The 23,428-nt window shown below is 72.1% G+C and carries 21 protein-coding genes; 5 read left to right on the forward strand and 16 right to left on the reverse strand.

The genetic code is table 11. The features are described 5' to 3' along the window. Positions 1 to 7: 7 nt before the first annotated feature. The 3 genes from J3P30_RS04105 to J3P30_RS04115 are packed head-to-tail and all read right to left on the reverse strand — an operon-like array spanning position 8 to position 2,705. The gene (locus tag J3P30_RS04105) at positions 8 to 973 is read right to left on the reverse strand and encodes a MoxR family ATPase (protein WP_210479655.1); all 966 of its coding nucleotides are present in this window, start codon (positions 971 to 973) and stop codon (positions 8 to 10) included. Then, entirely contained in the window at positions 970 to 1,476 is a 507-nt protein-coding gene (locus J3P30_RS04110; protein WP_210479656.1) for a hypothetical protein, read from the reverse strand. Before J3P30_RS04110 ends, J3P30_RS04105 begins: the two co-directional genes overlap by 4 nt. Before the next feature lie 23 nt (positions 1,477 to 1,499). Beyond that, positions 1,500 to 2,705 (reverse strand): MFS transporter, encoded by a 1,206-nt coding sequence (locus tag J3P30_RS04115; protein WP_210479657.1) that lies wholly within the window; start codon positions 2,703 to 2,705, stop codon positions 1,500 to 1,502. A gap of 61 nt (positions 2,706 to 2,766) precedes the next feature. Here J3P30_RS04115 and purU point away from each other — a divergent pair, with 61 nt between their 5' ends. Next, a complete protein-coding gene (purU, locus tag J3P30_RS04120; RefSeq protein WP_307807393.1) occupies positions 2,767 to 3,654 on the forward strand; it encodes a formyltetrahydrofolate deformylase in 888 nt (295 codons plus the stop codon). Here the strand turns inward: purU and nagA are convergent. From nagA to J3P30_RS04135, 3 genes are read right to left on the reverse strand one after another with little or no spacing between them, the layout of a single operon-like run. Then, the gene (nagA, locus tag J3P30_RS04125) at positions 3,641 to 4,762 is read right to left on the reverse strand and encodes an N-acetylglucosamine-6-phosphate deacetylase (RefSeq protein ID WP_210479659.1); all 1,122 of its coding nucleotides are present in this window, start codon (positions 4,760 to 4,762) and stop codon (positions 3,641 to 3,643) included. The genes purU and nagA overlap by 14 nt on opposite strands. Beyond that, positions 4,759 to 5,526 (reverse strand): glucosamine-6-phosphate deaminase, encoded by a 768-nt coding sequence (locus J3P30_RS04130; protein ID WP_210479660.1) that lies wholly within the window; start codon positions 5,524 to 5,526, stop codon positions 4,759 to 4,761. Before J3P30_RS04130 ends, nagA begins: the two co-directional genes overlap by 4 nt. Continuing rightward, on the reverse strand, positions 5,526 to 6,461 hold the full coding sequence (locus tag J3P30_RS04135; RefSeq protein ID WP_246852702.1) for an ROK family protein: 936 nt from the start codon (positions 6,459 to 6,461) through the stop codon (positions 5,526 to 5,528). The genes J3P30_RS04130 and J3P30_RS04135 overlap by 1 nt, the downstream gene beginning before the upstream one ends. Positions 6,462 to 6,660: 199 nt before the next feature. Here J3P30_RS04135 and J3P30_RS04140 point away from each other — a divergent pair, with 199 nt between their 5' ends. After that, positions 6,661 to 7,122, forward strand: coding sequence for an Hsp20/alpha crystallin family protein (locus tag J3P30_RS04140; RefSeq protein WP_210479661.1), 462 nt, complete (start codon positions 6,661 to 6,663; stop codon positions 7,120 to 7,122). 185 nt (positions 7,123 to 7,307) lie between these two features. Here J3P30_RS04140 and J3P30_RS04145 read toward each other — a convergent pair whose 3' ends face one another. After that, entirely contained in the window at positions 7,308 to 8,534 is a 1,227-nt protein-coding gene (locus tag J3P30_RS04145) for an NADP-dependent isocitrate dehydrogenase (protein ID WP_210479662.1), read from the reverse strand. A gap of 129 nt (positions 8,535 to 8,663) precedes the next feature. Here J3P30_RS04145 and J3P30_RS04150 point away from each other — a divergent pair, with 129 nt between their 5' ends. Continuing rightward, positions 8,664 to 9,116 (forward strand): GNAT family N-acetyltransferase, encoded by a 453-nt coding sequence (locus J3P30_RS04150; protein WP_210479663.1) that lies wholly within the window; start codon positions 8,664 to 8,666, stop codon positions 9,114 to 9,116. After that, positions 9,116 to 9,442, forward strand: a complete 327-nt coding sequence (locus J3P30_RS04155; RefSeq protein ID WP_210479664.1) for an MGMT family protein — start codon at positions 9,116 to 9,118, stop codon at positions 9,440 to 9,442. The genes J3P30_RS04150 and J3P30_RS04155 overlap by 1 nt, the downstream gene beginning before the upstream one ends. 105 nt (positions 9,443 to 9,547) lie before the next feature. On the opposite strand, the gene J3P30_RS04160 is transcribed toward J3P30_RS04155, so the two are convergent. The 8 genes from J3P30_RS04160 to sucC form a co-directional block, all read right to left on the reverse strand. Then, complete coding sequence (locus J3P30_RS04160; RefSeq protein WP_210479666.1) at positions 9,548 to 11,356, reverse strand: ABC transporter ATP-binding protein; 1,809 nt, start codon at positions 11,354 to 11,356, stop codon at positions 9,548 to 9,550. Continuing rightward, entirely contained in the window at positions 11,353 to 13,200 is a 1,848-nt protein-coding gene (locus J3P30_RS04165; protein ID WP_210479668.1) for an ABC transporter ATP-binding protein, read from the reverse strand. The genes J3P30_RS04160 and J3P30_RS04165 overlap by 4 nt, the downstream gene beginning before the upstream one ends. A gap of 173 nt (positions 13,201 to 13,373) precedes the next feature. Continuing rightward, a complete protein-coding gene (gene ddaH / locus J3P30_RS15515; RefSeq protein ID WP_307807394.1) occupies positions 13,374 to 14,612 on the reverse strand; it encodes a dimethylargininase in 1,239 nt (412 codons plus the stop codon). A 35-nt stretch (positions 14,613 to 14,647) separates the two neighbouring features. Further along, positions 14,648 to 16,252, reverse strand: coding sequence for a bifunctional phosphoribosylaminoimidazolecarboxamide formyltransferase/IMP cyclohydrolase (gene purH, locus J3P30_RS04175; protein ID WP_210479669.1), 1,605 nt, complete (start codon positions 16,250 to 16,252; stop codon positions 14,648 to 14,650). Then, positions 16,249 to 16,839: a phosphoribosylglycinamide formyltransferase gene (gene purN, locus J3P30_RS04180; RefSeq protein WP_210479670.1), complete on the reverse strand. Its 591-nt coding sequence runs from the start codon at positions 16,837 to 16,839 to the stop codon at positions 16,249 to 16,251. Before purN ends, purH begins: the two co-directional genes overlap by 4 nt. Before the next feature lie 9 nt (positions 16,840 to 16,848). After that, on the reverse strand, positions 16,849 to 18,087 hold the full coding sequence (locus J3P30_RS04185; RefSeq protein WP_210479673.1) for a DUF6350 family protein: 1,239 nt from the start codon (positions 18,085 to 18,087) through the stop codon (positions 16,849 to 16,851). Positions 18,088 to 18,137: 50 nt separating this feature from the next. Then, complete coding sequence (gene sucD, locus J3P30_RS04190; protein ID WP_210479677.1) at positions 18,138 to 19,025, reverse strand: succinate--CoA ligase subunit alpha; 888 nt, start codon at positions 19,023 to 19,025, stop codon at positions 18,138 to 18,140. A 20-nt stretch (positions 19,026 to 19,045) separates the two neighbouring features. Next, positions 19,046 to 20,209 carry an ADP-forming succinate--CoA ligase subunit beta gene (gene sucC, locus J3P30_RS04195; protein WP_210479679.1) on the reverse strand — a complete coding sequence of 388 codons (1,164 nt, stop codon included), beginning with the start codon at positions 20,207 to 20,209 and terminating at the stop codon, positions 19,046 to 19,048. Between the two features lie 262 nt (positions 20,210 to 20,471). Between sucC and J3P30_RS04200 the strand changes: the two genes are divergently transcribed. Then, positions 20,472 to 20,807, forward strand: coding sequence for an Lsr2 family protein (locus J3P30_RS04200; protein WP_210479680.1), 336 nt, complete (start codon positions 20,472 to 20,474; stop codon positions 20,805 to 20,807). Positions 20,808 to 21,062: 255 nt separating this feature from the next. Here J3P30_RS04200 and J3P30_RS04205 read toward each other — a convergent pair whose 3' ends face one another. Beyond that, on the reverse strand, positions 21,063 to 23,393 hold the full coding sequence (locus J3P30_RS04205) for an ATP-dependent helicase (RefSeq protein ID WP_210479681.1): 2,331 nt from the start codon (positions 23,391 to 23,393) through the stop codon (positions 21,063 to 21,065). Positions 23,394 to 23,428 lie beyond the last annotated feature (35 nt).

A 23,428-nucleotide genomic window follows, 5' to 3' on the forward strand; every position in this document is an offset into this window, starting at 1 on the left:
GGGGAGCTCACGCCCGCGGGACCGGAGTCGCCGCGACGACGGCCCGGACGATGTCGGCTGCGGCTTCGGACTCGCTGCCCCCGCTCCGGCCGAGGGCCTGGCGGGTCGGGAGCAGGCGGTGCGCGAGCACCGGCACAGCGAGCACCGCGAGGTCGTCGGGGAGCACGAAGTCCCGCCCCTCGAGCAGCGCCCGCGCCTTCGCGACGCGCGCCAGCTGGAGGGTCGCCCGCGGGCTGGCCCCGAGCCGGAGATCGGGGTGGGTGCGCGTCGCGGTGATGAGCGCGAGCAGGTACTGCTCGACGGCCGGGGACAGGTAGATGGTGCGAGCGCTGGCGATCATCGCCTCCAGCTCCTCCAGCGACACGACGGGGCGCACGTCGTCGAGGGGGCTGCGGGTCTCGCGTGAGCGCAGCATGGCGAGCTCGGCCTGCGGGTCGGGGTAGCCCATCGACACCGAGGCGGTGAACCGGTCGCGCTGCGCCTCGGGCAGCGCGTACGTCCCGTCCATCTCGACGGGGTTCTGGGTCGCGACGACCATGAAGGGGCGCGGCAGCTGCCAGCCGCGGCCGTCGACCGTGACCTGCCCCTCCTCCATGCACTCGAGGAGCGCCGACTGAGTCTTCGGGGATGCGCGGTTGATCTCGTCGCCGATGACGAGGTTCGCGAACACCGAGCCCGGCTTGAACTCGAACTGTCCCGACGCCTGGTCGAAGACGGACACCCCGGTCACGTCGGAGGGCAGGAGGTCGGGGGTGAACTGGATCCGGCTCACGGTCCCGCCCACCGAACGGGCCAGGGTCTTCGCGAGCATGGTCTTGCCGACGCCGGGCACGTCCTCGATGAGGAGGTGTCCCTCCGCGATGAGGACGGTGAGGGCGATCGCGCTGACGTCCGGCTTGCCGTCGATCACGGTCTCCACGGAGCGGAGAACCCGCGCGGCGGCCTCCTGGACGTCGACGTCGACCGCGGTCATCTGGGGCCTCTCTCGGAGCGGAGGATCTGGACGAAGAGGGTGGCGACCGCCGTCGCGATGCCGAGCACGACGAGGTACGGCGCGACGGAGACGGCGAGCTGGGTCGCGAGGACCTGCTCGACGCTGCGCCCGTCGGCGAAGCGGATGGCCCCGCCCTCGGTCGACACCGACCAGTCGGCGCCGTAGCCCGCCGCCCCGAAGGCGAAGTGGAGGAACACTCCCGCGACGACGAGCGCGGCGCTGACGAGCCAGAGGATCCCTGTGCGCGGGCGGGGAGCCGGGGCGTCCGCCGCCGTCCCCTGCACCTCCATGAGCGGCTCCGCACCGGGTGCGGCCTCGGGGCGCGGCTCCGCTCGCGGTGCGGCTGCGGGAGCCGCTGCGGAGGCGACCTTCCGCGCCTGCACCGTCCGCTCGGGGGCCGCGGCGTAGCCCCGCTGGAAGAGAGGGTCGTACCGCGGATCGAGGGAGGGCGAGGTGCGGTCGGCCGGGGGAACCGTTGCCATGCTTCCTCACAGGGTTGGGTGGCCTAGAGGATAACCGACCCGGCTGACGCTTTCCTTCGGCTGGACAGGACGGTTGCGAGCACCACCGCGAGGGCCGACGACATGATGAGGGCGGCCGCCCAGGGCAGGAGGCCGATGCCCCCGACCGGGAGCAGGAGGGCCCCCACGAGGGCGCCTCCGCCGATGCCGAGGTTGAACGCGGTCGTCATGAGCGCGGACGCCAGATCCCTCAGCCGGGGCGAGGCGAGGTGCATGTTCCTGGTCTGCATGAGCGGTGCCACCGACCCCATGGCGACGCCCCATGCGACGAGGGCGGCCACCACGAGCCAGGGCACGCCGGGAACCGCGGCGAGCACGAGCGTGCATCCGATGCTGATGGCGACCGCGACGCCCACGGCGGCGACCGGATGACGGCTGCCGACGATGCCGGCGAGGACGAGGCCGACGGCGCCCGCGCCGCCGTAGAGGAAGAGGAGAGGCCCCACGGTCTCCGCCCCGAACGCGGCGGCATCCGTGATGTACGGGGCGATGTACGTGTAGAAGGTGTTCTGCCCGACCATCAGCAGCACGACCGTGATGGACGTGACGAGCACCGCGGGGAGCGTGGGGTCCCGGCGGGTGGGCAGCGGGATCTCGCCCGTGCGCACGGGGACCGCGTGGTCGACCGGCGGGAGCAGGCGGAGCACCAGCAGGGCGAGCACGACCATCGCGCCGGCGATGACGCCGAACGCGGGGCGCCAGCCGACCGCGTGGCCGAGGGCGGTGCCGACGGGGACGCCGAGCACGAAGGCCGCGGAGACGCCGGCGTTGGAGATCGCGATCGCCCGGGCGAGCTGGTGCTTCGGCACGAGGTAGGCGGCGTAGGAGCCGACCACCGCCCAGAACAGACCGTGTGCGAGGCCGCCGAGGATGCGCGCGCCGATCAGGATCTCGTAGGTGGGCGCGATCGCGGCGAGGAGCGTGGCGAGGGCGTTCACGAGGAGCACCCAGAACACGAGGGTCTTCCTCGAGATGCCCCTGGTCAGCACCGCGAGCGGCGCGGCGGCGAGCACCACGGTCGCCGCGAAGACGGTCATCAGGATGCCGGCCTGCCCGACGGTCACGCCGAGGTCCCGCGCCATCTCGGGCAGGAGCCCGGTCGGCAGGAACTCGCCCGTGACGGAGACGAAGATCGCACCGGCGAGGGTGACCAGCCCGAGCGTCGGGAAGCGCGCGTCGGGGGCCTTCATGTCCCACCCATGGTACCGGACGGCCGGAGCGGGTCCGGCCGCGCGGGTACGCTGGGGAGCCGTGCCTGCCAGCGACCCTCTCGTCCGCGACCAGCCCGGCGACCCGGGCCACTGGGTCCTCTCCCTCGCCTGCCGCGACGAGCCGGGGATCGTGCACGCCGTGAGCGGGGCGATCGTGGCCGCGGGCGGCAACATCACCGAGTCGCAGCAGTTCTCGAGCTCGGACACCGGCCGCTTCTTCATGCGCCTGGAGGTCAGGACCGGCGCGTCCCGCGAGGAGTTCCTCGCCCTGCTGGAGCCGGTCATCGCCCGCTTCGCGATGTCGTGGCAGCTGGACCGCGCCGGACGGGACAAGCGCACCCTCGTGCTCGTCTCCAAGGCGGCCCACTGCCTGAACGACCTCCTGTTCCGCCGGCGCTCCGGTCAGCTGCCGGTCGAGATCCCGCTCGTGCTCGGCAACCATCCCGTGCTGCGCGAGCTCGCCGAGTTCTACGGCGTCCCCTTCGAGTCGCGCTCGATCACGGACGCCGACTCCAAGGCGGAGTTCGAGCGGCGCATCCTCGAGGTGGTGGACGAGTTCGACATCGAGCTCGTCGTCCTCGCGCGGTACATGCAGATCCTCTCCCCGGAGCTGTGCGAGAAGCTCGCCGGCCGGGCGATCAACATCCACCACTCGTTCCTGCCCGGCTTCAAGGGCGCGAACCCGTACCGGCAGGCGCACGCGCGAGGCGTGAAGCTCATCGGCGCCACGGCCCACTTCGTCACGAGCGACCTCGACGAGGGGCCGATCATCGAGCAGAACGTCGTCCGGGTCGACCACACGCTGTCTCCGGAGCAGCTCGTCGCCATCGGCCAGGACGAGGAGTGCCGGACGCTGCGGCAGGCGGTGACGTGGTTCGCTCAGGACCGGGTGCTGCTCGACGGAGCGCGCACGATCATCTTCCGCTGATCACCCGCGCCACCCGCCACTCCTCGTCGAGGAGCACGAGGTCCGCGGCGGCGCCGGGACGGAGGCTCCCCCGGTGAGCGAGCCCGAGCGCGGCGGCAGGGGCGGAGGTCGCGGCGGCGACGGCCACGGCCGGCTCCAGGCCGAGCTCGAGGACCGCGCGGCGCACCGCGGCGTCCTGGGTGAGCGTCGAGCCGGCGAGCGTCCCGGTCCCGACGACGACCGCCCTGCCCCCGTCCACGGTCACGTCGAGCGACCCCAGGCGGTAGCTTCCGTCCCCCGCGGCGGCCGCCGCCATGGCGTCCGTGACGAGTGCCACGCGACCCGGCGCGAGCTCGAACAGCATCCGGGCCGCTGCCGCGGACACGTGGATGCCGTCGAGGATGAGCTCGAGGGTGACCCGGTCGTCGTCGGCGGCGGCGAGGACGGGTCCGGGCTCCCGCGCGGCGATGCCCGGCATCGCGTTGAAGGTGTGCGTCAGCACGCGAGCGCCCCTCTCGAAGGCCTCGCGCGTGAGGCGGTAGTCCGCCTCGGTGTGCCCCACCGCCACGACGACGCCGGCGGCGGAGAGGCGGGAGATCGCGTCGAGCGCTCCGGGCAGCTCCGGGGCGATCGTGACCATCCGCAGGACTCCGCCGCCGGCCTCGAGGAGTCGGTCGACGTGCTCCGCGGTGGGCGGCACGAGCGCCTCGGGATCGTGCGCCCCGCGCCGGGCCGGGGAGAGGAACGGCCCCTCGACGTGGACGCCGAGGATCTCCGGATGCCCTGCCGCGAGCGCTCCGATCCGGCGCAGCTGCTCGGCGAGCACGGGCATCGACGCCGAGGCGAGGCTGACGAGCGAGGCCGCGGTGCCGTGCCGACGGTGGGCTGCGAGGCCCGCGAGGACGTCGCCGCCGTCGTAGCCGAACCCGCCTCCGCCGTGCGCGTGCAGGTCGAGGAACCCGGGGACGAGGGTGAGCCCCGTCGCGTCCACCTCCTCGTTCCCGGCACCCCTCGGCCACGTCGACCCGGTGCCGACGTCCTCGATCCGCCCCTCCGAGCAGAGCACCCAGGCGTCGTCGCGGACGCCCTCCGCGTCGACCGCCAGGGCGCCGTGGACCAGGAGCCTCACAGCGGCTGCCAGCTCGGCTTGTTCGCGTACGCGTAGCGGTAGTAGTCGGCATACTCGAGGCGGGACGCGGCCCGGTCGTCGACGAGCACGGTCACCCGCGGGTGCAGCTGGATCACGGATCCGGGCACGCGGGCCGACACCGGTCCCTCCACCGCGGCGGCGAGCGCGTCGGCCTTGCCCTCGCCGAAAGCCAGCAGCAGCAGGTGACGGGCGCGCAGGATCGTGCCGAGGCCCTGGGTGATGCAGTGGATGGGCACCTCCTCCAGCGAGCGGAAGAAGCGGGCGTTGTCGCGCCGGGTCTGCTCGGTCAGCGTCTTGATCCGCGTGAGCGAGGCGAGCGACGAGCCGGGCTCGTTGAAGCCGATGTGCCCGTCGGTGCCGATGCCGAGGATCTGCAGGTCCACCCCGCCCGCGTCCCGGAGGTCCCGTTCGTACGCCTCCCCCGCCTCCTCGAGCGGCCCCTCGCCCGGCACGTGCACGCGAGCCGGATCGAGGCCGAGCGGCTCGGTGACCTCCCGCGCGATCACCGAGTGGTAGCTCTGGGGCGCGTCGAGCGGAAGGCCGACGTATTCGTCGAGGGCGAACGCGCTCACGCGGGACAGGTCGAGGGACCGTGCCGCGAGGGCCCGGTACACCGGGAGCGGCGTCGATCCGGTGGCCACCCCGAGCACGGCGTCCGGCTTCCACGCGACGAGCGCGGCGACGGCCTCCGCCCCCAGAGCGCCCGCCTGCTCCTCGTCCGCGACGATGATCACCTCGGCCATCAGGCCGCCTCCTCCGCCGCCAGGAGAGCGGCCCCGATCGCGGCGACCGGCAGGTCCGGCTCGAGGACGGCGAGCCGGTCGCCCAGGTCGAGCGAGGCGAGGAAGGGCGAGCTGGCGGCCGCCTCGCCGAGCTCGCGCCGCACGTCCGTCAGGAGCAGGTCCCCCTGCACCGCCACTCCGCCGGCGAGGACGACGAGCTCGACGTCGAGCGTCTCGACGAGCACCCGGACCGCCGTCGCCAGCCCGCGCACGGCGTCCCGCCACACCCGAATCGCGCCGGGCTGTCCCGCGAGCACGGCGTCGGCGAGGCCGGAGGCCGGACGTCCCCACCGGCGGGCGATCCCGGAGCCGGAGGCGACCGTCTCCAGGCAGCCGCGCTGCCCGCACGGGCACTGCTCGCCAGCGGGGTCGAGAGCGAGGTGACCGACCTCGCCGGCGCTGCCGCGAGCGCCTCGCCACGGTCGCCCGGCGAGGACGAGGCCGGCGGCGAGTCCGGTGCCCACGTTGAGGCAGGCGAGCGATGTGAGCTCGGGCCGGCGTGCGGCGATCGTCCGGAACGCTCCCCAGGCCGCGGCCGTCGCGTCGTTCTCGACCCGTGCCGCGAGGCCCAGGCGTCCCGTGAGCTCTCGCCCGAGGGCGAGGTCCCGCACGCCGAGGTTGACCGCGTTCGCGACCCGGCCGGTGCGCGCGTCGACGGAGCCAGGGATCCCGATGCCCAGGGTGAGGGCGCCACTCGGCGGATCGGCGAGGGCCCCGATCATTGTGGACACCGCCTCCTCGGCGGAGGCGAGCACCCCGTCGGCACCCGGGCGGGTGGGCACCCGGAGGCGCCCCACGACCGCGCCGGCGGCGTCGAGGACGACCGCCTCGGTCTTCGTCCCGCCGATGTCGAGCCCGAGCCGGATCCCGGGGGCGTCCTCGCCGTCCGGTGCCATCGGCCCTCCCGCCGTCGCCGCGTACCGGCCAGCGTACCGGCGCCGCCGACGCTCACGGAGAACCGAGGATCGTTCGTTTTCGGCGAACGCGAGCTCTGGCACTCGCCGGGCCGGAGTGCTAATCTGACGGTAGTTGAGCCGCGACGGCTCAACTCTCTCGAACTCCGCCGCACACGCGGCCCGACCGAAAGGACATTCGATGGCGATGAACTTCGACCCGTTCCGCGAACTCGACCGCCTCGCCGGCTCGATGTTCGAGGCACGGGGCCCGCGGCTGATGCCGATGGACCTCTACCGCGACGGCGACCACTACGTCCTGAGCGCCGACCTGCCGGGCGTCGACCCCGGCTCGGTCGACATCGACGTGGACGGCCAGCTGCTCACCATCCGCGCGCAGCGGACCCTCACGAGCGGCGAGGGAGTGAAGTGGCTCACTCGCGAGCGCCAGAGCGGCTCGTTCCTGCGCCAGCTCAACCTCGGGCAGGGCATCGACACCGAGCGGATCTCGGCCTCCTACGAGAACGGCGTCCTCAGCGTGACCATCCCGGTCAGCGAGCGGATGAAGCCGCGCAAGATCGAGGTCCAGGGCGGCGCCCAGCAGAACACCATGACCATCGGAACCGGCAGCGAAGAGGGCAGCGGCACCCAGTCCGCGTCCTGATCTCGGAACGCCGAAGCGCCCGTCCCCTCCGGGGGATCGGGCGCTTCGCCGTTTCTTCCGGTTCTCCCTCTGTCGCTCAGCAGGAAGGATGCGCATTTAGCAGGTGGAACCGGCGGCTTCCTGCCTGCTGAAGCGCTGGGTCTCCTGCTGAGCGAAAGGTCGAGGCCTGCCCGGGAAGCGGGAGGTCAGCCGCCGAGGCGGGCCTTGAGGTTGGCGTCGAGCGTGTCGAGGAACTCGTCCGTCGTCTGCCACGCCTGGTCCGGGCCGACGAGCAGGGCGAGGTCCTTCGTCATCGCGCCGGACTCGACGGTCGAGATCACGACCTCCTCGAGGGTGTTCGCGAAGTCGATGAGCTCCTGGTTGCCGTCCAGCTTGCCGCGGTGCGCGAGGCCCCGCGTCCAGGCGTAGATCGAGGCGATCGGGTTCGTCGACGTGGGCTTGCCCTGCTGGTACTGGCGGTAGTGGCGCGTCACGGTGCCGTGGGCGGCCTCGGCCTCGACGATCCTGCCGTCGGGCGTGGTGAGCACGCTCGTCATGAGGCCGAGCGAGCCGAAGCCCTGCGCGACGGTGTCGCTCTGGACGTCGCCGTCGTAGTTCTTGCACGCCCAGACGTAGCCGCCCTCCCACTTCAGCGATGCGGCGACCATGTCGTCGATGAGGCGGTGCTCGTAGGTGAGGCCGGCGGCGTCGAACTTCTCCTTGAACTCGGTGTCGAACACCTCCTGGAAGATGTCCTTGAACCGGCCGTCGTAGGCCTTGAGGATCGTGTTCTTCGTCGACAGGTAGACCGGGTAGTTGCGGGCGAGGCCGTAGTTGAGGCTCGCGCGCGCGAAGTCGCGGATCGAGTCGTCGAGGTTGTACATCGCCATCGCGACACCGCCGCCCGGCGCCTGGAACACCTCGAACGACTGCGCCTCGCCGCCGTCCTGCGGCTGGAAGCTGACGGTCAGTGTGCCCGGGCCGTCGAACTTGAAGTCCGTTGCGCGGTACTGGTCGCCGAACGCGTGGCGGCCGACGATGATCGGCTTGTTCCAGCCGGGCACGAGCCGCGGGATGTTCGAGATGATGATCGGCTCGCGGAAGATGACGCCGCCGAGGATGTTGCGGATGGTGCCGTTCGGGCTCCTCCACATCTTCTTGAGGCCGAACTCCTCGACGCGCGCCTCGTCCGGGGTGATGGTGGCGCACTTGACGCCCACGCCGTGCTTCTGGATGGCCTTGGCAGCGTCGATCGTGATCTGGTCGTCGGTCTCGTCGCGCTTCTCGATGCCGAGGTCGTAGTACTCGAGATTCACGTCGAGATACGGGTGGATCAGGCTGTCCTTGATCTTCTGCCAGATGATCCGTGTCATCTCGTCGCCGTCGAGCTCGACGACGGTTCCCTCGACCTTGATCTTCTCGCCTGCTGCCACTGTGCACGCTCCTCGGCTCGTCGTCCCGCCCGGCGCGGGGCCGCGGTCCAGCTTACCCACCGCCCCGGATGTCTCGACGTCGAGATATCTCGCCCTGCGCCGCCGCTGGCGTGCCACTAACCTGTGCGCATGGGCCCGCTCGTCCTCGAGGAACTCAACGCGCGCAACATCTCCGCCGCGAACTCGCTCACCCTGAAGCAGGGCCAGGAGCGGTTCGTGGCGCCGCTGTCCTACTCGATGGCCGAGCCGTTCGTGAACCAGGCGACCATGTGGCCTCGCGTGGTGCGCGAGGACGGCAGGGTCGTCGGCTTCATCATGGGCAACTTCGATCCCGCCGCCGAGCGCGAGGAGTTCCGCTGCGCCATCTGGCGCATCCACGTCGCGGCCGAGGCGCAGGGCCACGGCATCGGACGCTTCGCCGTCGAGGAGCTCGCCGAGGAGGCGCGGCGCCGCGGCTGCGAGCGCGTGACCGTCATCTACGAGCCGGGCGAGCTCGGCCCCGAGCAGTTCTTCCTCCGCCTGGGCTTCACACCCATCGGCGAGACGGACTACGGCGAGGTCGTCGCGGCACTCGGCCTCTGATGCCGGTCTTCGCTCGCGACGGCGAGTACACCGACCAGGTGCTCGACGTCGTCGCTCAGATCCCGCCGGGCCGGGTCATGACCTACGGCGACGTGGCCTGGACCTTCGGGCGCCCCGGGGCCCGCGCCGTCGGCATGGTGATGCGGCTGCACGGCTCCTCGGTCCCCTGGTGGCGGGTGATCCGGGCGGGCGGGCATCCCCCGACGTGCCACGAGCAGGCGGCGCGCGAGCATTACGAAGCGGAGGGCACCCCGCTGGTGCCGGCCCCGACGGCCGCCGGCTACCGGGTCGACCTCACGGCCGCCCGCTGGCTCCCCGACGGCTGAGGCGCGCTCGCGCGCACCGAGCACCCCTGAACACCGAGCGCACCTCGTGCACGGGGCGCGCTCGGCGATCCGGGGCGCGGTCGGCGGTCGGAGGAGCGCTCGCCGTCACACCAGCGAGTCGCGCCACGCCGCGTGCAGCGAGGCGAAGCGCCCCTCCCCCGCGATGAGGTCCGCGGGGGTCCCGTCCTCGACGATGCGGCCGCGCTCCATCACGAGAACGCGGTCCGCGATCGCGACCGTCGAGAGGCGGTGCGCGATGATGACGGCGGTCCGGTCGGCCAGCAGGGTCTGCAGGGCGTCCTGGACCGCGCGCTCGCTCGGGATGTCGAGCGAGGCGGTCGCCTCGTCGAGGATGAGGACCGACGGGTCGGCGAGGAACGCGCGGGCGAACGACAGCAGCTGCCGCTGGCCCGCCGACACGCGTCCGCCGCGCTTGTTCACGTCGGTGTCGTACCCGTGCGGGAGCCGGCTGATGAACTCGTGGGCGCCCACGGCCTGCGAGGCACGCACGATCTCCTCGCGAGTCGCCTCCGGCCGCCCGAGCGCGATGTTCTCCGCCACCGTGCCGGAAAAGAGGTACGCCTCCTGCGTCACCATGACGATCGCCCGGCGGAGGTCCTTCGGGTGCAGCTCCCGCAGGTCGACGCCGTCCAGCAGGACGGCGCCCGCCGTCGGGTCGTAGAACCGCGACAGCAGCTTCGCGAGGGTCGACTTGCCGGCACCGGTGGAGCCGACGAGCGCGATCGTCTGACCGGCCGGGATCTCGAGGTCGAAGCGCGGGAGCACGACCTTCCCGTTGCGGTAGCCGAACTCCACCCCCTGGAACCGCACCGCTCCCCGGGCGGCGCGCAGGGCGACTGGCGCGGCGGGGTCGGCGACCGTCGGCCGCTCCTCGAGCACCCCGGAGATCTTCTCGAGCGCCGCGGAGGCGGACTGGTAGCCGTTGTAGAACATGGCCACCTCCTCCATCGGATCGAAGAAGCGGCGGACGTACAGCAGCACCGCGAGGAGCACGCCGATGGCGAGCTCGCCGCCGGCGACGCGCATGCCGCCCACCAGCAGCACCGCCGCGACGGTGAGGTTGCCGATGAGCACGAGGCCCGGGTCGAAGGTGCCGAACAGGCGGAACACGCGCGCGTTGGCGGCGCGGTGGTCCTCGACGAGCCGGCCGAACGTCTCCCGGTTGCGCTCCTCCTTGCGGAAGGCCTTCACCGCGCGGATGCCGGTCATGGTCTCGACGAACTGCACGATCACGCGGGCGGACGTCACGCGTGTGGCGCGGAAGAGGCGCTGCGAGCGGACCTGGAACCAGCGCACGAGCCCGGCGAGCGGCAGGATCGCGACCGCGAGGACGAGCCCGCTGGGCGCGTCCAGCAGCACGAGCGCCACGGCGGTGAACGCCATGTAGAACCCGCCCGAGATGAGGTTGCCGATGCCCTCGTCGAGCAGCTCCCGGATCGAGTCGAGGTCGCTCGTCTGCCTCGAGATGATCCGGCCGGACGTGTACGACTCGTGGAAGTCGAGGCTCAGCCGCTGGGTGTGCGTGAAGACGCGCCGGCGCAGGTCGAACAGGACGTCCTGGCTGATCTTCGCCTGCAGGATGCGGAACCACCCGATCAGCACGGCGCCGAGCAGGCTCGACAGCAGGAATCCGGCGCCCGCGAGCACGAGCGGCACGGGATCGCCGTCCGCGAGCGCGGGAACGCCCTGGTCGACGCCGAACGCGATCAGCGCGGGGCCGACCACCTGGGCCGCCGTCGCCGTGACGACCACGACGAACGTGAGCCAGAGCCGGCCGTGCATCGGCCGGAGCAGCTCGAGCAGCAGCCGCCGCGACCGGCGGCGGATCTCCCGGCTCTCCGCGCGGGACAGGTCCTCGCGCTCCTCGCCGGTGACTCCCGACACGCTGCTCATGCGCTCACCTCCGCCCTCCGGCTCGTCTCGTCCCGGTCGCCGTCCCGCTCGCCGCTCTCGGCATCCCGGGCGTCCTCGTCGTCCAGCTCGTCGTCGTCCTCGAGGCTCGAGATGACGAAGCGGTAGTGCTCGTTGGTGGCGAGCAGCTCCGAGTGCCGGCCCACCGCCGTGATCCGGCCGTCCTCGAGGACCGCGACGCGGTCGGCGAGCATGACCGTCGAGGGCCGGTGCGCGACGACGAGCGCGGTGGTGCTCGCGAGCACGCGGCGCAGCGCCGCCTCCACGAGCTCCTCCGTCTCGACGTCGAGGGCCGAGAGCGGGTCGTCGAGGATCAGGACCGAGGGCTTCGCCGCGACCGCGCGCGCGAGGGCGAGGCGCTGCCGCTGACCGCCGGAGAGGCTCAGCCCCTCCTCGCCGATCACCGTCTCGACCCCGTCCGGCAGCTCGTACGCGAAGTGCGCCTGGGCCACCTCGAGGGCCTCGGCGAGCGTCTCCTCGCTGCGGTCCTCGCTGCCGAGGAGAACGTTCTCACGGACGGTGTCGGAGAACAGGGTGGCGTCCTCGAACGCCATCGCGATGTGCCGCCGCAGCTCGGCCAGCCGGAGCCGCCGCACGTCGACCCCGTCCAGGACGACCGCTCCCCCGGTCACCTCGTAGAGGCGCGAGGGCAGCGCGGTGAGCGTCGACTTCCCCGAGCCGGTGAGGCCGACGAGCGCGACGGTCTCCCCGGGCTCGAGCACGAGGTCGACGCCGTCCAGCAGGTCAGGCGTGCCGGCCGCGGCGTCCGGGTACCGGAAGCGCGTGCCGCGGAACTCCAGGCGCCCGCGCGGGTCCGCGATGTTCTCGGGATCCTCGGGGTCGCTGATCGTGACCGGCTCCGAGAGCACCTCGAAGTAGCGGTCCGTGGCGTTGCGGGCGTCGAGCGTGAACGCGAGCAGGAAGCCGATCGACTCGATCGGGAACCGCAGCACGGTCGCCGTCGCGAAGAAGGCGACGAGCTCGCCGGGGGTAAGTGCACCCTGGGCCGCGAGGACGGCGCCGACGACGAGGCAGACCGCGAGCGTCCCGTCCGGGATCAGCGTGAGCCAGCGCCAGATGAACGCGATCGCCCGCGCCTTCTCCATCTCGGTGCCGTAGAGCTCCTCCGCCTGCCGCTCGAACTTCCGGAGCGCGTGGGGGCCACGGCCGAACGCCTTCAGCACGCGGATGCCGTGCACCGACTCCTCGACGGCGGTCGCGAGGTCGCCCGCCTGGTCCTGGCTGCGGCGCGCGGCCCTGCTATACCGCTTCTCGAAGCGCATGGCCACGATCCAGATCGGCAGCGCGCTCGCGAGGAACACCGCGCCGAGGAGCGGGTTGATGCCGAACAGCAGGACGGCGCCGACGATCACCGTGACGCCGTTGACGACGAGCAGCACGACGCCGAACGCCAGCCAGCGGCGGATCAGATTGAGGTCGCTGACCGCGCGCGAGAGCAGCTGCCCGCTCGGCCACCGGTCGTGGAACGCCACGGGCAGGGCCTGCAGCTTCGCGTACAGCGCGTTCCGCATCGACGCCTCGACCCGCGTGTTCGGCGTGAGCACCAGCCATCGCCGCACCAGGATCGCGACCGCCTCGAAGACGCCGAGCCCCACGATGACGAGCACCGCGGGCAGCACCGCGCTGCTGTCGCCCTCCTGCAGGGCCGAGTCGACGAGCACCTGCAGGACCTGCGGGATGGCGAGCGCCACGAGGCCCGCGAGCAGGCCGGCGACGATGCCGCCGATCAGGCGCGGGAGGGCAGGGCGGACGAACGGGAGCAGGCGCGCGAGAGCGCGCCCCGTGGACAGCCTTTCGGCGGACATCGAGATCCTTGGTGGCCCGTCAGGGCCGATCGGAGTGGTGGAAGAGGGGGAAGGCGCCGCGGTCTATCGCGTGGAGCGACGAGCGAGGGCGGGGGTCGCGCTCAGGATGGTGTCCATCTCGTCCTCCGGTTCCACTCCATGCCCGCCCTCGGAGGGCGGACGAGCCTCCCACGCTAGCCGCGTGCGACGCTCTCCTGCAAGGGTCGGATGCGGACGGACAGGCAGGTGACGCTGCCCTCCAGCTTGTGGAACTCGGACAGCTCGACGGGCAGGACGCGGTAGCCCAGCGAGCGCACCAGCTCGGCGGATCGCGGCGCGGCGGCTGACATGAGGACGGTCTCGGGATCGAGGACCACGACCTGCGCGCCCTCCGGCTCGGGCACCTCGAGATAGCGCCCGAAGATGCGGGGGTCGTCGAGGGCCTCGCCATGGCCGAGGACGGTCCCGTCGGGCAGCGCGGTGACGGCGGTCTTGAGGTGCAGGGCGCGGGTCATCGGCACCCCGACGACCGTGACCCCCCGCGGCGCGAGGAGGGCGCGCAGCTGCCGGATGCCCTCCGCGTTGGTGCGGCCTCCGCGGCCGACGTAGACCGTGTCGCCCACCACGAGGACGTCGCCGCCGTCGAGGGTCCCGGGCTCCTCGATGCGGGCCATCGGCACGCGGAGATCGCGCAGGGTCTCCTCCGTCCCGTCGACCTCGTCGCGCCGGTGCTCGGCGCCTGGCCGGGTGAGCACGGCGAGCCCTGCGATCACGACCACGGTGTCCTCGACGAAGACCGAGTCGGCCATCGCATCTGCAGCGGGGACCTCGACGACGTCCCATCCCTCGGAGCGGAAGGTGTCGACGTAGGCGGCCCACTGCGCGTCCGCCCGCTCGGGGTCCACCTCCGCGCGCTCCTGGAAGGTCACCGCGCCCTCGGCGAGGTTCGCGGCGGGCAGCCGCACGAGCGCCGTCCGGCCCGAGCGGAGCACCGCCGGCGGGATCGCCGCGACCGAGCGGTACACGGCGGGGGCCACGGTGAGCGCCGCGATCAGGGTCACCGCGAGGAAGACCAGGTTCACGTCGGCGAGGCTCGCGAACACCCCGGAGAGGAGCGCCCCGGAGAGCGCGGCGCCGGAGAGGAGCGCGCCGATCGTCGTGCCGAGCAGCGCCCCGGCGAGCGCCGCCACCACGGCGGTCACCGCGGTCCACCGGAACCGCTCGAAGGCCCCCAGCACGCCGCCGACCGCCAGCACCAGGAAGGCGATCAGCACCCCGAAGCCGAAGAACCCGTTCGCGGCCGGGATCGACGCGGGGTTGAACCCGTTCCCGACGAAGACCAGGAGGACGGTCGCGAGGTGGGCGGCGAGCGCGGCGACCGCGGCGCTCAGCAGCGCCGGGAACAGCCGCCGGCGGGGAGGGGTCGAAGGCACCCGACCACCCTAACGAAGGCGCCCTGAGCCCCCGGTCAGTGGTAGAAGTGCCGCTCGCCGGTGAAGTACATCGGGACGCCCGCGCGCTTGGCCGCGTCGATGACCTCCTCGTCGCGCACCGACCCGCCGGGCTGGACGACGGCCCGGACCCCGGCGTCGAGCAGCACCTGGAGGCCGTCCGAGAACGGGAAGAACGCGTCGGACGCCGCGACCGACCCCCGGGCACGCTTGCCGGCGCGCGAGACGGCGAGGTGGCAGGAGTCGACGCGGTTGACCTGCCCCATGCCCACGCCGACGGATGCGCCGCCGTCGGCGAGCAGGATCGCGTTCGACTTCACGGCACGGCACGCGCGCCACGCGAACTCGAGGTCGGCCCGCGTCGCGTCGTCGACCTCCTCGCCGGACACGAGACGCCAGCCGGACGAGTCGTGCTGGGCGGATCCCCGCTCCGCGTCGAAGCTGTCGGCGGTCTGGAGGAGGACGCCGCCGCTGATCTGCCGGAACTCCCAGCCCTCCCGCCGGTAGTCGGCGGGGAGACGGAGGATGCGCAGGTTCTTCTTCCGGGAGAGCACCGCGAGGGCGTCGCTCTCGAAGTCGGGGGCGACGAGCACCTCGGTGAACACGTCGGCCACCTGCTCGGCCATGCGCAGCGTGACGGTCCGGTTCGCGGCGATGACGCCGCCGAACGCCGACACGGGATCGCACTCGTGCGCGCGGATGTGGGCGGAGGCGATCGGGTCCACGGTCTTCGCCGACGCCACGGCCACCCCGCATGGGTTGGCGTGCTTGATGATGGCGACCGCGGGCCGCTCGAAGTCGTACGCGGCGCGGACGGCGGCGTCGGCATCGACGTAGTTGTTGTAGCTCATCTCCTTGCCGGCGAGCTGCTCGGCCTGGGCGATCCCGCGCCCCTCGGCGAAGGTGTAGAGGGAGGCCTGCTGGTGCGAGTTCTCGCCGTAGCGCAGCGGCGCCGCGAGCGTCGCCTCGACGCGGAGCACGCGGTCGCGCTCGCCCGTCTCCTTGGCCAGCCAGTCGGCGACCTGCCGGTCGTAGGACGCCGTGTGGCCGAACGCGGCGGCGGCGAGGGCGCGGCGCTGCTCGAGCGTCGTCCCGCCCTCGGCGAGGGCGCGCCGGATCCCGTCGTACCCGTCCGGCGACACGACGACCGCGACGTTCGCGTGGTTCTTGGCGGCGGCGCGGACCATCGCCGGCCCGCCGATGTCGATCTGCTCGATGACCTCCGCGGCGGGGGCACCCGACGCACGCGTCTCCGCGAACGGGTAGAGGTTGACCACCGCGAGCTCGAATGCCCGGATGCCGAGGTCGTCGAGCTGGCGCTCGTGGTCCTCGAGCCGCAGGTCCGCGAGCAGGCCGCCGTGGACCGCGGGGTGCAGGGTCTTCACCCGCCCGTCGAGCGACTCGGGGAACCCGGTCACCGACGCGACCTCCGTCACGGGGACGCCCGCCTCCTGGAGGAGCGCGGCGGTCGAGCCGGTGGAGACGAGCTCCACGCCCGCGGCGGCGAGCGCCTGACCGAGCTCGACGAGCCCGGTCTTGTCGCTCACTGAGAGGATCGCCCGCCGGATCGGGATCCGGTCGCGCTCGCGGTAGAGGCTGGGGTCGATGCGGGGGCCACTCATCGGGCGTACTCCTCGAGTCGGACGGATCCCTCGGCGATGCCGCGGAGCACCTCCGAGAGCAGGCGGCGCTCGACCACCTTGATGCGCTCGTGGAGGGTGTCCTCGGTGTCGCCGGGAAGGACGGGGACGCGCTCCTGCGCCAGGATCGGGCCGGTGTCGACGCCCTCGTCGACCACGATGACACTCGCCCCGGTCTCCGCCACGCCCGCGGCCATGGCGTCGCGGACGGCGTGGGCCCCGGGGAACTCCGGCAGGTAGGCGGGGTGCGTGTTCAGCAGCCGGGGGGACAGCTCGCGCACGACCTCCGCCGGCAGGAGGCGCATGAATCCGCTGAGGACGACGAGGCCCGGTCGCCAGCACCGGATCTGCCGGAGCAGCTCTCGGCCCCACTCCTCGCGGCTGTCGAACGAGGAGAGCGGCACGGTGAAGGACGGGACCCCGTGCTGCTCGGCGAACAGCAGCCCGTCCGCCTCGCGGTCGGCGCCGACCGCGACGACGCGTACGGGGAAGTCGGCGTGCTCCGCCTCGGCGAGCAGCGCGGCGAGGTTCGTCCCGCCGCCCGAGATGAGGACGACGACGGACAGCACCCCGAAATCCTACCGGCGAAGCTCCTCCGAGAGGGACGCGGTGCCGCTTCCCACCGAGGCCGACCGACGGCCGGCCGTGAGGAGGCCGAGGGCGACCGCGACCGCGACCTCGAGCGCGACGACCACGCCGACGAGGAGCGGGTCCGGGCCGACCGAGGCGAGCCGCCCGGGACCGGCCGCTCCGGATGCCGCCCAGCAGAGCAGCCCCAGCACGACCCCGCCGGCGACGCCCGCGGCGCCGGCCGCGGCGAGGAGCTCCGGCACCGCCGGCGGCAGCAGCAGCGTCCGGTCCAGCCGCGGCCGCAGCAGGGCGCCGCAGAGGAACGCCACCGCGAGCGGCACGGCGAGGCCGAGGAACCCGAACGCGAGGTCCCCCGCGGGCAGCGCGCCGAGCACAGGGAGTCCGGGGACCGGCCCCAGCGCCGTCCCGAGCGGCGAGACCGAGGACCCGGCGCCCAGCGAGAACCCCGGTCCGGTGAGCCAGGCGGCCGCCCAGATCACGAGGTCGGGCAGCAGCGCGAGCTGGCCCAGCGTGAGCACCGCGCCGCCGAGGACGTCGCCCTGCAGCGCCTCGTACAGCGAGACGACCGTGGCGTAGCCGAGGACCAGGAGCACCGCGACGGCCACGGACGCGGCCGCGAGGAGGCCCGCGATCGCCGCGACCCCGGCCCGTGCGCCCTCGCCGAGGAGGACGGCCCAGCCGGGCGCGATCGGCAGGCGCAGGAGCGGGTTGCGCAGCGGCACCCCGCGCCGCCGATGCCAGCCGACGGCGAGCCCGGCGACGAAGACGGCGAGCGGCAGCACGACGCCCTGCCAGCGTGAGGGCTGCGCGGCCGGCGTCCCGGCCGTCAGCGCGAGCACCAGCGAGAGGAGGCCGAACACCGCGATCGCGGTGACCGCGGCGAGCCGCCGGTGGTCGGTCTCGAAGAGCCGGCCGCCCGCGCGCACGGCGAGGAGGGCGGTGAGGAGCGCGATGCCGAGGGCACCGATCGTCACGTGGAAGGGCTCGGCGGCTCCCGGAAGCCCGAGGGCCGCGGCGACGACGGGATCCAGCGTGAACCGGATGTCGACGCCGTGGCCGAGCAGCCAGGTGTCGGCGGCGGCGCGGTAGAAGACGGCCCAGTCGATGCCGAGCTCGTACTGGATCGCCCACAGGGCGGTGAGCGGGACGAGGAGGACCCCGAACCCGATTCCCGCGACGAGGAGGGACTCGAGGGCGGCCAGGAGCGCGGTGAGCGGGCGGTTCATGCGTTCCGGAGCCTAGCCCGAGGTTCCGGGCCGGGCTCCGCGAAACCCCGTCAGACCGTCGCGAAGACCTCGCGCATCAGCGCGGCGGTCTCGCTCGGGGTCTTGCCGACCCGCACTCCGGCGGCCTCGAGCGCCTCCTTCTTGGCCTGCGCGGTGCCCGAGGAGCCGGAGACGATCGCGCCGGCGTGGCCCATCGTCTTGCCCTCGGGAGCGGTGAAGCCCGCGACGTAGGCGACGACGGGCTTCGTCACGTTCGCCTGGATGAACTCGGCCGCGCGCTCCTCGGCGTCGCCGCCGATCTCGCCGATCATGACGATCGCGCGGGTCTCCGGGTCGGCCTCGAAGGCCGCCAGGGCGTCGATGTGCGTGGTCCCGATGATGGGGTCGCCTCCGATCCCGATCGCGGTCGAGATGCCGATGTCGCGGAGCTCGTACATCATCTGGTAGGTCAGCGTCCCGGACTTGGACACGAGCCCGATCGCGCCCGCGCCCGTGATCGTCGCCGGGATGATGCCGGCGTTCGACTTGCCGGGGCTGATGATGCCCGGGCAGTTCGGGCCGATGATGCGCGTGCGCCCGCCCTTGGCCTTCGCGTACGCCCAGAACTCGGCCGAGTCCTTCACCGGGATGCCCTCGGTGATGACGACGACGAGCGGGATCCCCGCATCGATCGCCTCGAGGACGGCCGACTTGGCGAAGGCGGGCGGGACGAAGATGACGGAGACGTTCGCGCCGGTCGACGCCATCGCCTCCGCGACGCTGCCGAAGATCGGGAGCGTCCTGCCCTCGATCTCCACCTCGGTGCCGGCCTTGCGCGGGTTGACCCCGCCGACGATGTCCGAGCCGGAGGCGATCATGCGCCCGGCGTGCTTGGTGCCCTCGGACCCGGTGAGGCCCTGGACGATGATCTTGGAGTTCTCGTCGAGAAGAATCGACATGTCCCTGCTTCCTCCGGGCCTCAGGCGTTCGCCAGCTCGGCCGCCCTGTCGGCGGCATCGTCCATCGTGTCGACCACGGTCACGTGGGGGTGGTTCGCCTCCGCGAGGATCCGCCGCCCCTCCTCGACGTTGTTGCCGTCGAGCCGCACGACGAGCGGCTTGCTCTCCTCGTCGCCGAGCCGCTCGAGGGCGCCGACGATGCCGTTGGCCACGGCGTCGCAGGCGGTGATGCCGCCGAACACGTTGACGAAGATGCTGCGCACCTGCGGGTCGCTGAGGATCACGTGCAGCCCCGCCGCCATCACCTCGGCGGACGCGCCGCCGCCGATGTCGAGGAAGTTGGCGGGCCGCACGCCGCCGTGCCGTTCTCCGGCGTAGGAGACGACGTCGAGCGTCGACATGACGAGACCCGCGCCGTTGCCGATGATGCCGACCTCGCCGTCGAGCTTGACGTAGTTGAGGTCGCTCTCCTTCGCCTTCGCCTCGAGGGGGTCGACGTCGCCCGCCTCGGCGAGCTCCTTGTGCTTCTCGTGGCGGAACTCGGCGTTGTCGTCGAGGGTGATCTTGCCGTCGAGCGCGATGATCTGGCCCGACTCGGTGAGCACGAGCGGGTTCACCTCGACGAGCGTGGCGTCCTCGTCGCGGTACACCCACCAGAGCCGCTCGATGACCGGGAGGACCTTCTCGAAGAGGTCCTCGGGGAAGCCGGCGGCGCGCGCGATCTCGGTCGCCTTCTCGCGGTCGACGCCGGTCAGCGGGTCGACCTCGATGCGGGCGAGCGCCTCGGGCTTCTCGACGGCGAGCTGCTCGATGTCCATGCCGCCCTCGACGCTCGCGAGGGAGAGGTAGGACCGGTTGGCGCGGTCGAGCAGGATCGAGAAGTAGAACTCCTGGGCGATGCGGGCGCCGGCGGCCACCATGAGGCGGCGCACCGTATGGCCCTTGATGTCGAGGCCGAGGATCGCCTCGGCGGCCCTCTCGGCCTCGGCCGGGCTGTGCGCGACCTTGACGCCGCCCGCCTTTCCGCGGCCTCCGGTCTTCACCTGGGCCTTGACGACGACGGTGCCGCCGAGCTTCTCGGCCGCCGCTCGGGCTTCCTGAGGCGTGTCGGCGACGATGCCCGCGAGCACGGGGACGCCGTAACTCTCGAACATGTCACGGGCCTGGTACTCGTAGAGATCCACTGGTCTTCCGGGTCCTTCCGGGGCGGCTGCGGGCGGCTTCCACGCCGCCGAGGGGACAGCAGAACTCTACCCTGATCGACCTCGCCGACTCGGAGGCGGATCGCGAGGCGGGATTATCGCCGAGAAGAATACGGGCGCAATTCAATAGCGTCTTCGCTCACCGGCGTGCACGCGGGGTTCCTTTTCCGTACACTAATCACGCGGACATTTCCCGCCCGCTATTCGGGCCTTCGCCCCCTCCTAACGATTGCTGAGAGTATCCGTGGCACAGAAAGTCATTGTGGAGACCGTCGACGATCTCGACGGCAGCGTCATCACCGACGGCTCCGGTGGAACCGTCGCCTTCTCTTTCCAGGGGAAGTCCTACGAGATCGATCTGTCCGCCGAGAATCGCGAGAAGCTGTCGGCGGCTCTCGACCCCTACATCTCCAAGGCCCGTCCCACGGGTCAGCGCCGGCGGGGCTCCGAGCCCCAGCCGCGCGGCGGCGGAAACCGCCTGCAGGAGATCCGGGAATGGGCCCGTTCCAACGGCTACACCGTCTCCGACCGCGGCCGGATCTCGAAGGAGATCCAGGAGGCGTTCGAGCAGTCCCGCTGATCCCCGGCGATTCCTGAACAGAACTGCCGGCCGGCCGTCATCATCTCGACGGCCGGCCGGCAGTCTCTGTTTCCGGGCGGGAGGCCCGCCTGATGAATAGCCGGCGACTGTCGGGATCGGCAGTACGGCTTGCGGTGATCCGCATCGTTTCCTTGGTGCCAGCTCGCGGACCACGGCTGTCGCCCCGACCGTCATCAGCGCCGCCGGTAAGGCGCTCTGAAGAAACACAACCGCCGGCGAATGGGAGCGGACCGGTCAGGAGACCTTCTCGATCGGGGCGACTTTGATGAGCAGCCTCTTGCGTCCCGCGGCGTCGAATTGCACCTCGGCGATCCGCTTCGCCCCCTCGCCGGTGACCGCCATCACGCGGCCCTCGCCGAAGTCGGTGTGGCGGATGCGATCGCCTGCGGCGAGGGCGAGATCGCCGTTGTCCCGCATCTGGCCGGTCACCTTGTTCGCCCACTCGGTCTTGGGCTTCGGGGCGGACGGGCCGGCGGGGAGGCTGTAGGCGCCGCCGTAGCCGTCGCGCCGGACGTTGAGGGCGCGGGGCTGGCTGCCGCCGCGGCTGTTCGCCATCCCGGGGGACTGCCGCCAGTCGATGAGCTCGGCGGGGATCTCCTGCAGGTACCGGCTCGGCAGCGCGACGGACACGTCGCCGTACTGGGCGCGCGTCATGGCGAGGGACAGGAAGAGGCGCTTCCGGGCCCGGGTGATGCCGACGTAGAAGAGGCGGCGCTCCTCGGCGGGGCCGCCCGGCTCCCCCGCCGACATGCGGTGGGGCAGCAGGTCCTCCTCGACGCCGGTCACGAACACCGCGTCGAACTCGAGTCCCTTGGCGGTGTGCAGGGTCATGAGGGAGACGCTGCCGGAGCTGTCGTCGATCTCGTCGGCCGCCGCCACGAGGGACACCTCGGTGAGGAAGTCGAGCAGGGTGCCGTCCGGGTTGTTCCGCTGGAACTCCTTCGTCACCGCGACGAGCTCCTCGACGTTCTCCGCGCGGGCCTCGTCCTGGGGGTCGCGCGAGGCGCGGAGGGCGTCGAGGTACCCGCTCCGGCTCATCAGCAGGCCGAGCACCTCGGGCACACCGCTGTCCGCCTGGGTCGGCCCGGCCTCGGCGAGCGCCGCCGCCTCGTCCAGCAGGTCGGACAGCGCCGTGATCGCGCCGGTCACCTTCGGCCCCAGCCCCAGCTCCTTCACGTGCCGGAGGGACTCCCGGAAGGTGATCCCGTTCTTCTCGGCGTAGGTCGCCAGCTGCGTCTCGGTCGCCGGGCCGATGCCGCGCTTCGGCGTGTTCAGGATGCGGCGGACGGCGAGCGTGTCGGCGGGGTTCGCGACGGCGGTGAGGTACGCCATCGCGTCCTTGATCTCGGCCCGCTCGTAGAACTTGGTGCCGCCGACGATCCGGTACGGGATCGCCGACCGGATGAAGATCTCCTCGAGCGCACGGGTCTGCGAGTTCGTGCGGTAGAAGACGGCGATGTCGTGGTACGCCGTCCCTCTGTCGTGGAGACCCTGGATCTCGTCCGCGACGAACTGCGCCTCGTCGTGGCCGGAGTAGCCGGTGTAGCCGACGATCTTCTCGCCGTCGCCGTCGGCGGTCCACAGCTTCTTGTCCTTGCGGTCGAAGTTGTTCGAGATGACCGCGTTGGCCGCGCTCAGGATGTTCTGCGTCGAGCGGTAGTTCTGCTCGAGCAGGACGACCTTCGCGCCCGAGAAGTCGCGCTCGAACTCGACGATGTTGCGGATGTCAGCCCCGCGGAAGGCGTAGATCGACTGGTCGGAGTCCCCGACGACGGTCAGCGACGGCGCCGGAGCGACCGGCTCCCCCGGCTCCGGCGCGGACGGGCCGCGCGTAAGCTCCCGGATCAGCGCGTACTGCGCGTGGTTCGTGTCCTGGTACTCGTCGACCAGGATGTGCCGGAACCGGCTCCGGTAGCGGTCGGCGACGTGGGGGAAGGCCTGGAAGAGGTAGACGGTCTGACTGATCAGGTCGTCGAAGTCGAACGCGTTGGCCGCCGACAGCTCCCGGGTGTACCGGCGGAAGATCTCGACGAACATGACCTCGTTCGGGTCGTTGAAGTTCGCCTGCCGGGCGTACGCCTCGACATCGGTGAGCTCGTTCTTGAGCTTCGAGATCTTGCCCGCGGTCGAGGGGACCGTGAAGCCGAGGACGTCCGCCTCGAGGTCCTTGATGATCCGCTTGAGCAGCGCCCTCGTGTCCCCGGAGTCGTAGATCGTGAAGCTGCGGCTGTAGCCGAACTGCTCCGCCTCGCGGCGGAGGATGCGCACGCACGCCGAGTGGAAGGTCGAGATCCACATGCCCTCGGCGACCCCGCCGACGAGGTGATGCACGCGCTCCCGCATCTCGCTGGCGGCCTTGTTCGTGAACGTGATGGCGAGGATCTGGCTGGGCCATGCCTCGCGCGACTCCAGCAGGCTGGCGATGCGGTGCGTGAGGACCCGGGTCTTGCCCGAGCCCGCGCCGGCGACGATGAGGAGAGCCGGTCCGCGGTAGAGCACGGCTTCCCGCTGCTGCGGGTTGAGCCCCTCGAGCAGTGGCGACGATGTGAGGGTGGGCGTGCTCATTTGGGCACCGAGTCTAAGCGAGCCCCCCGACAGCG

The organism is Naasia sp. SYSU D00948 (assembly GCF_017916515.1).
Lineage (GTDB): Bacteria > Actinomycetota > Actinomycetes > Actinomycetales > Microbacteriaceae > Naasia.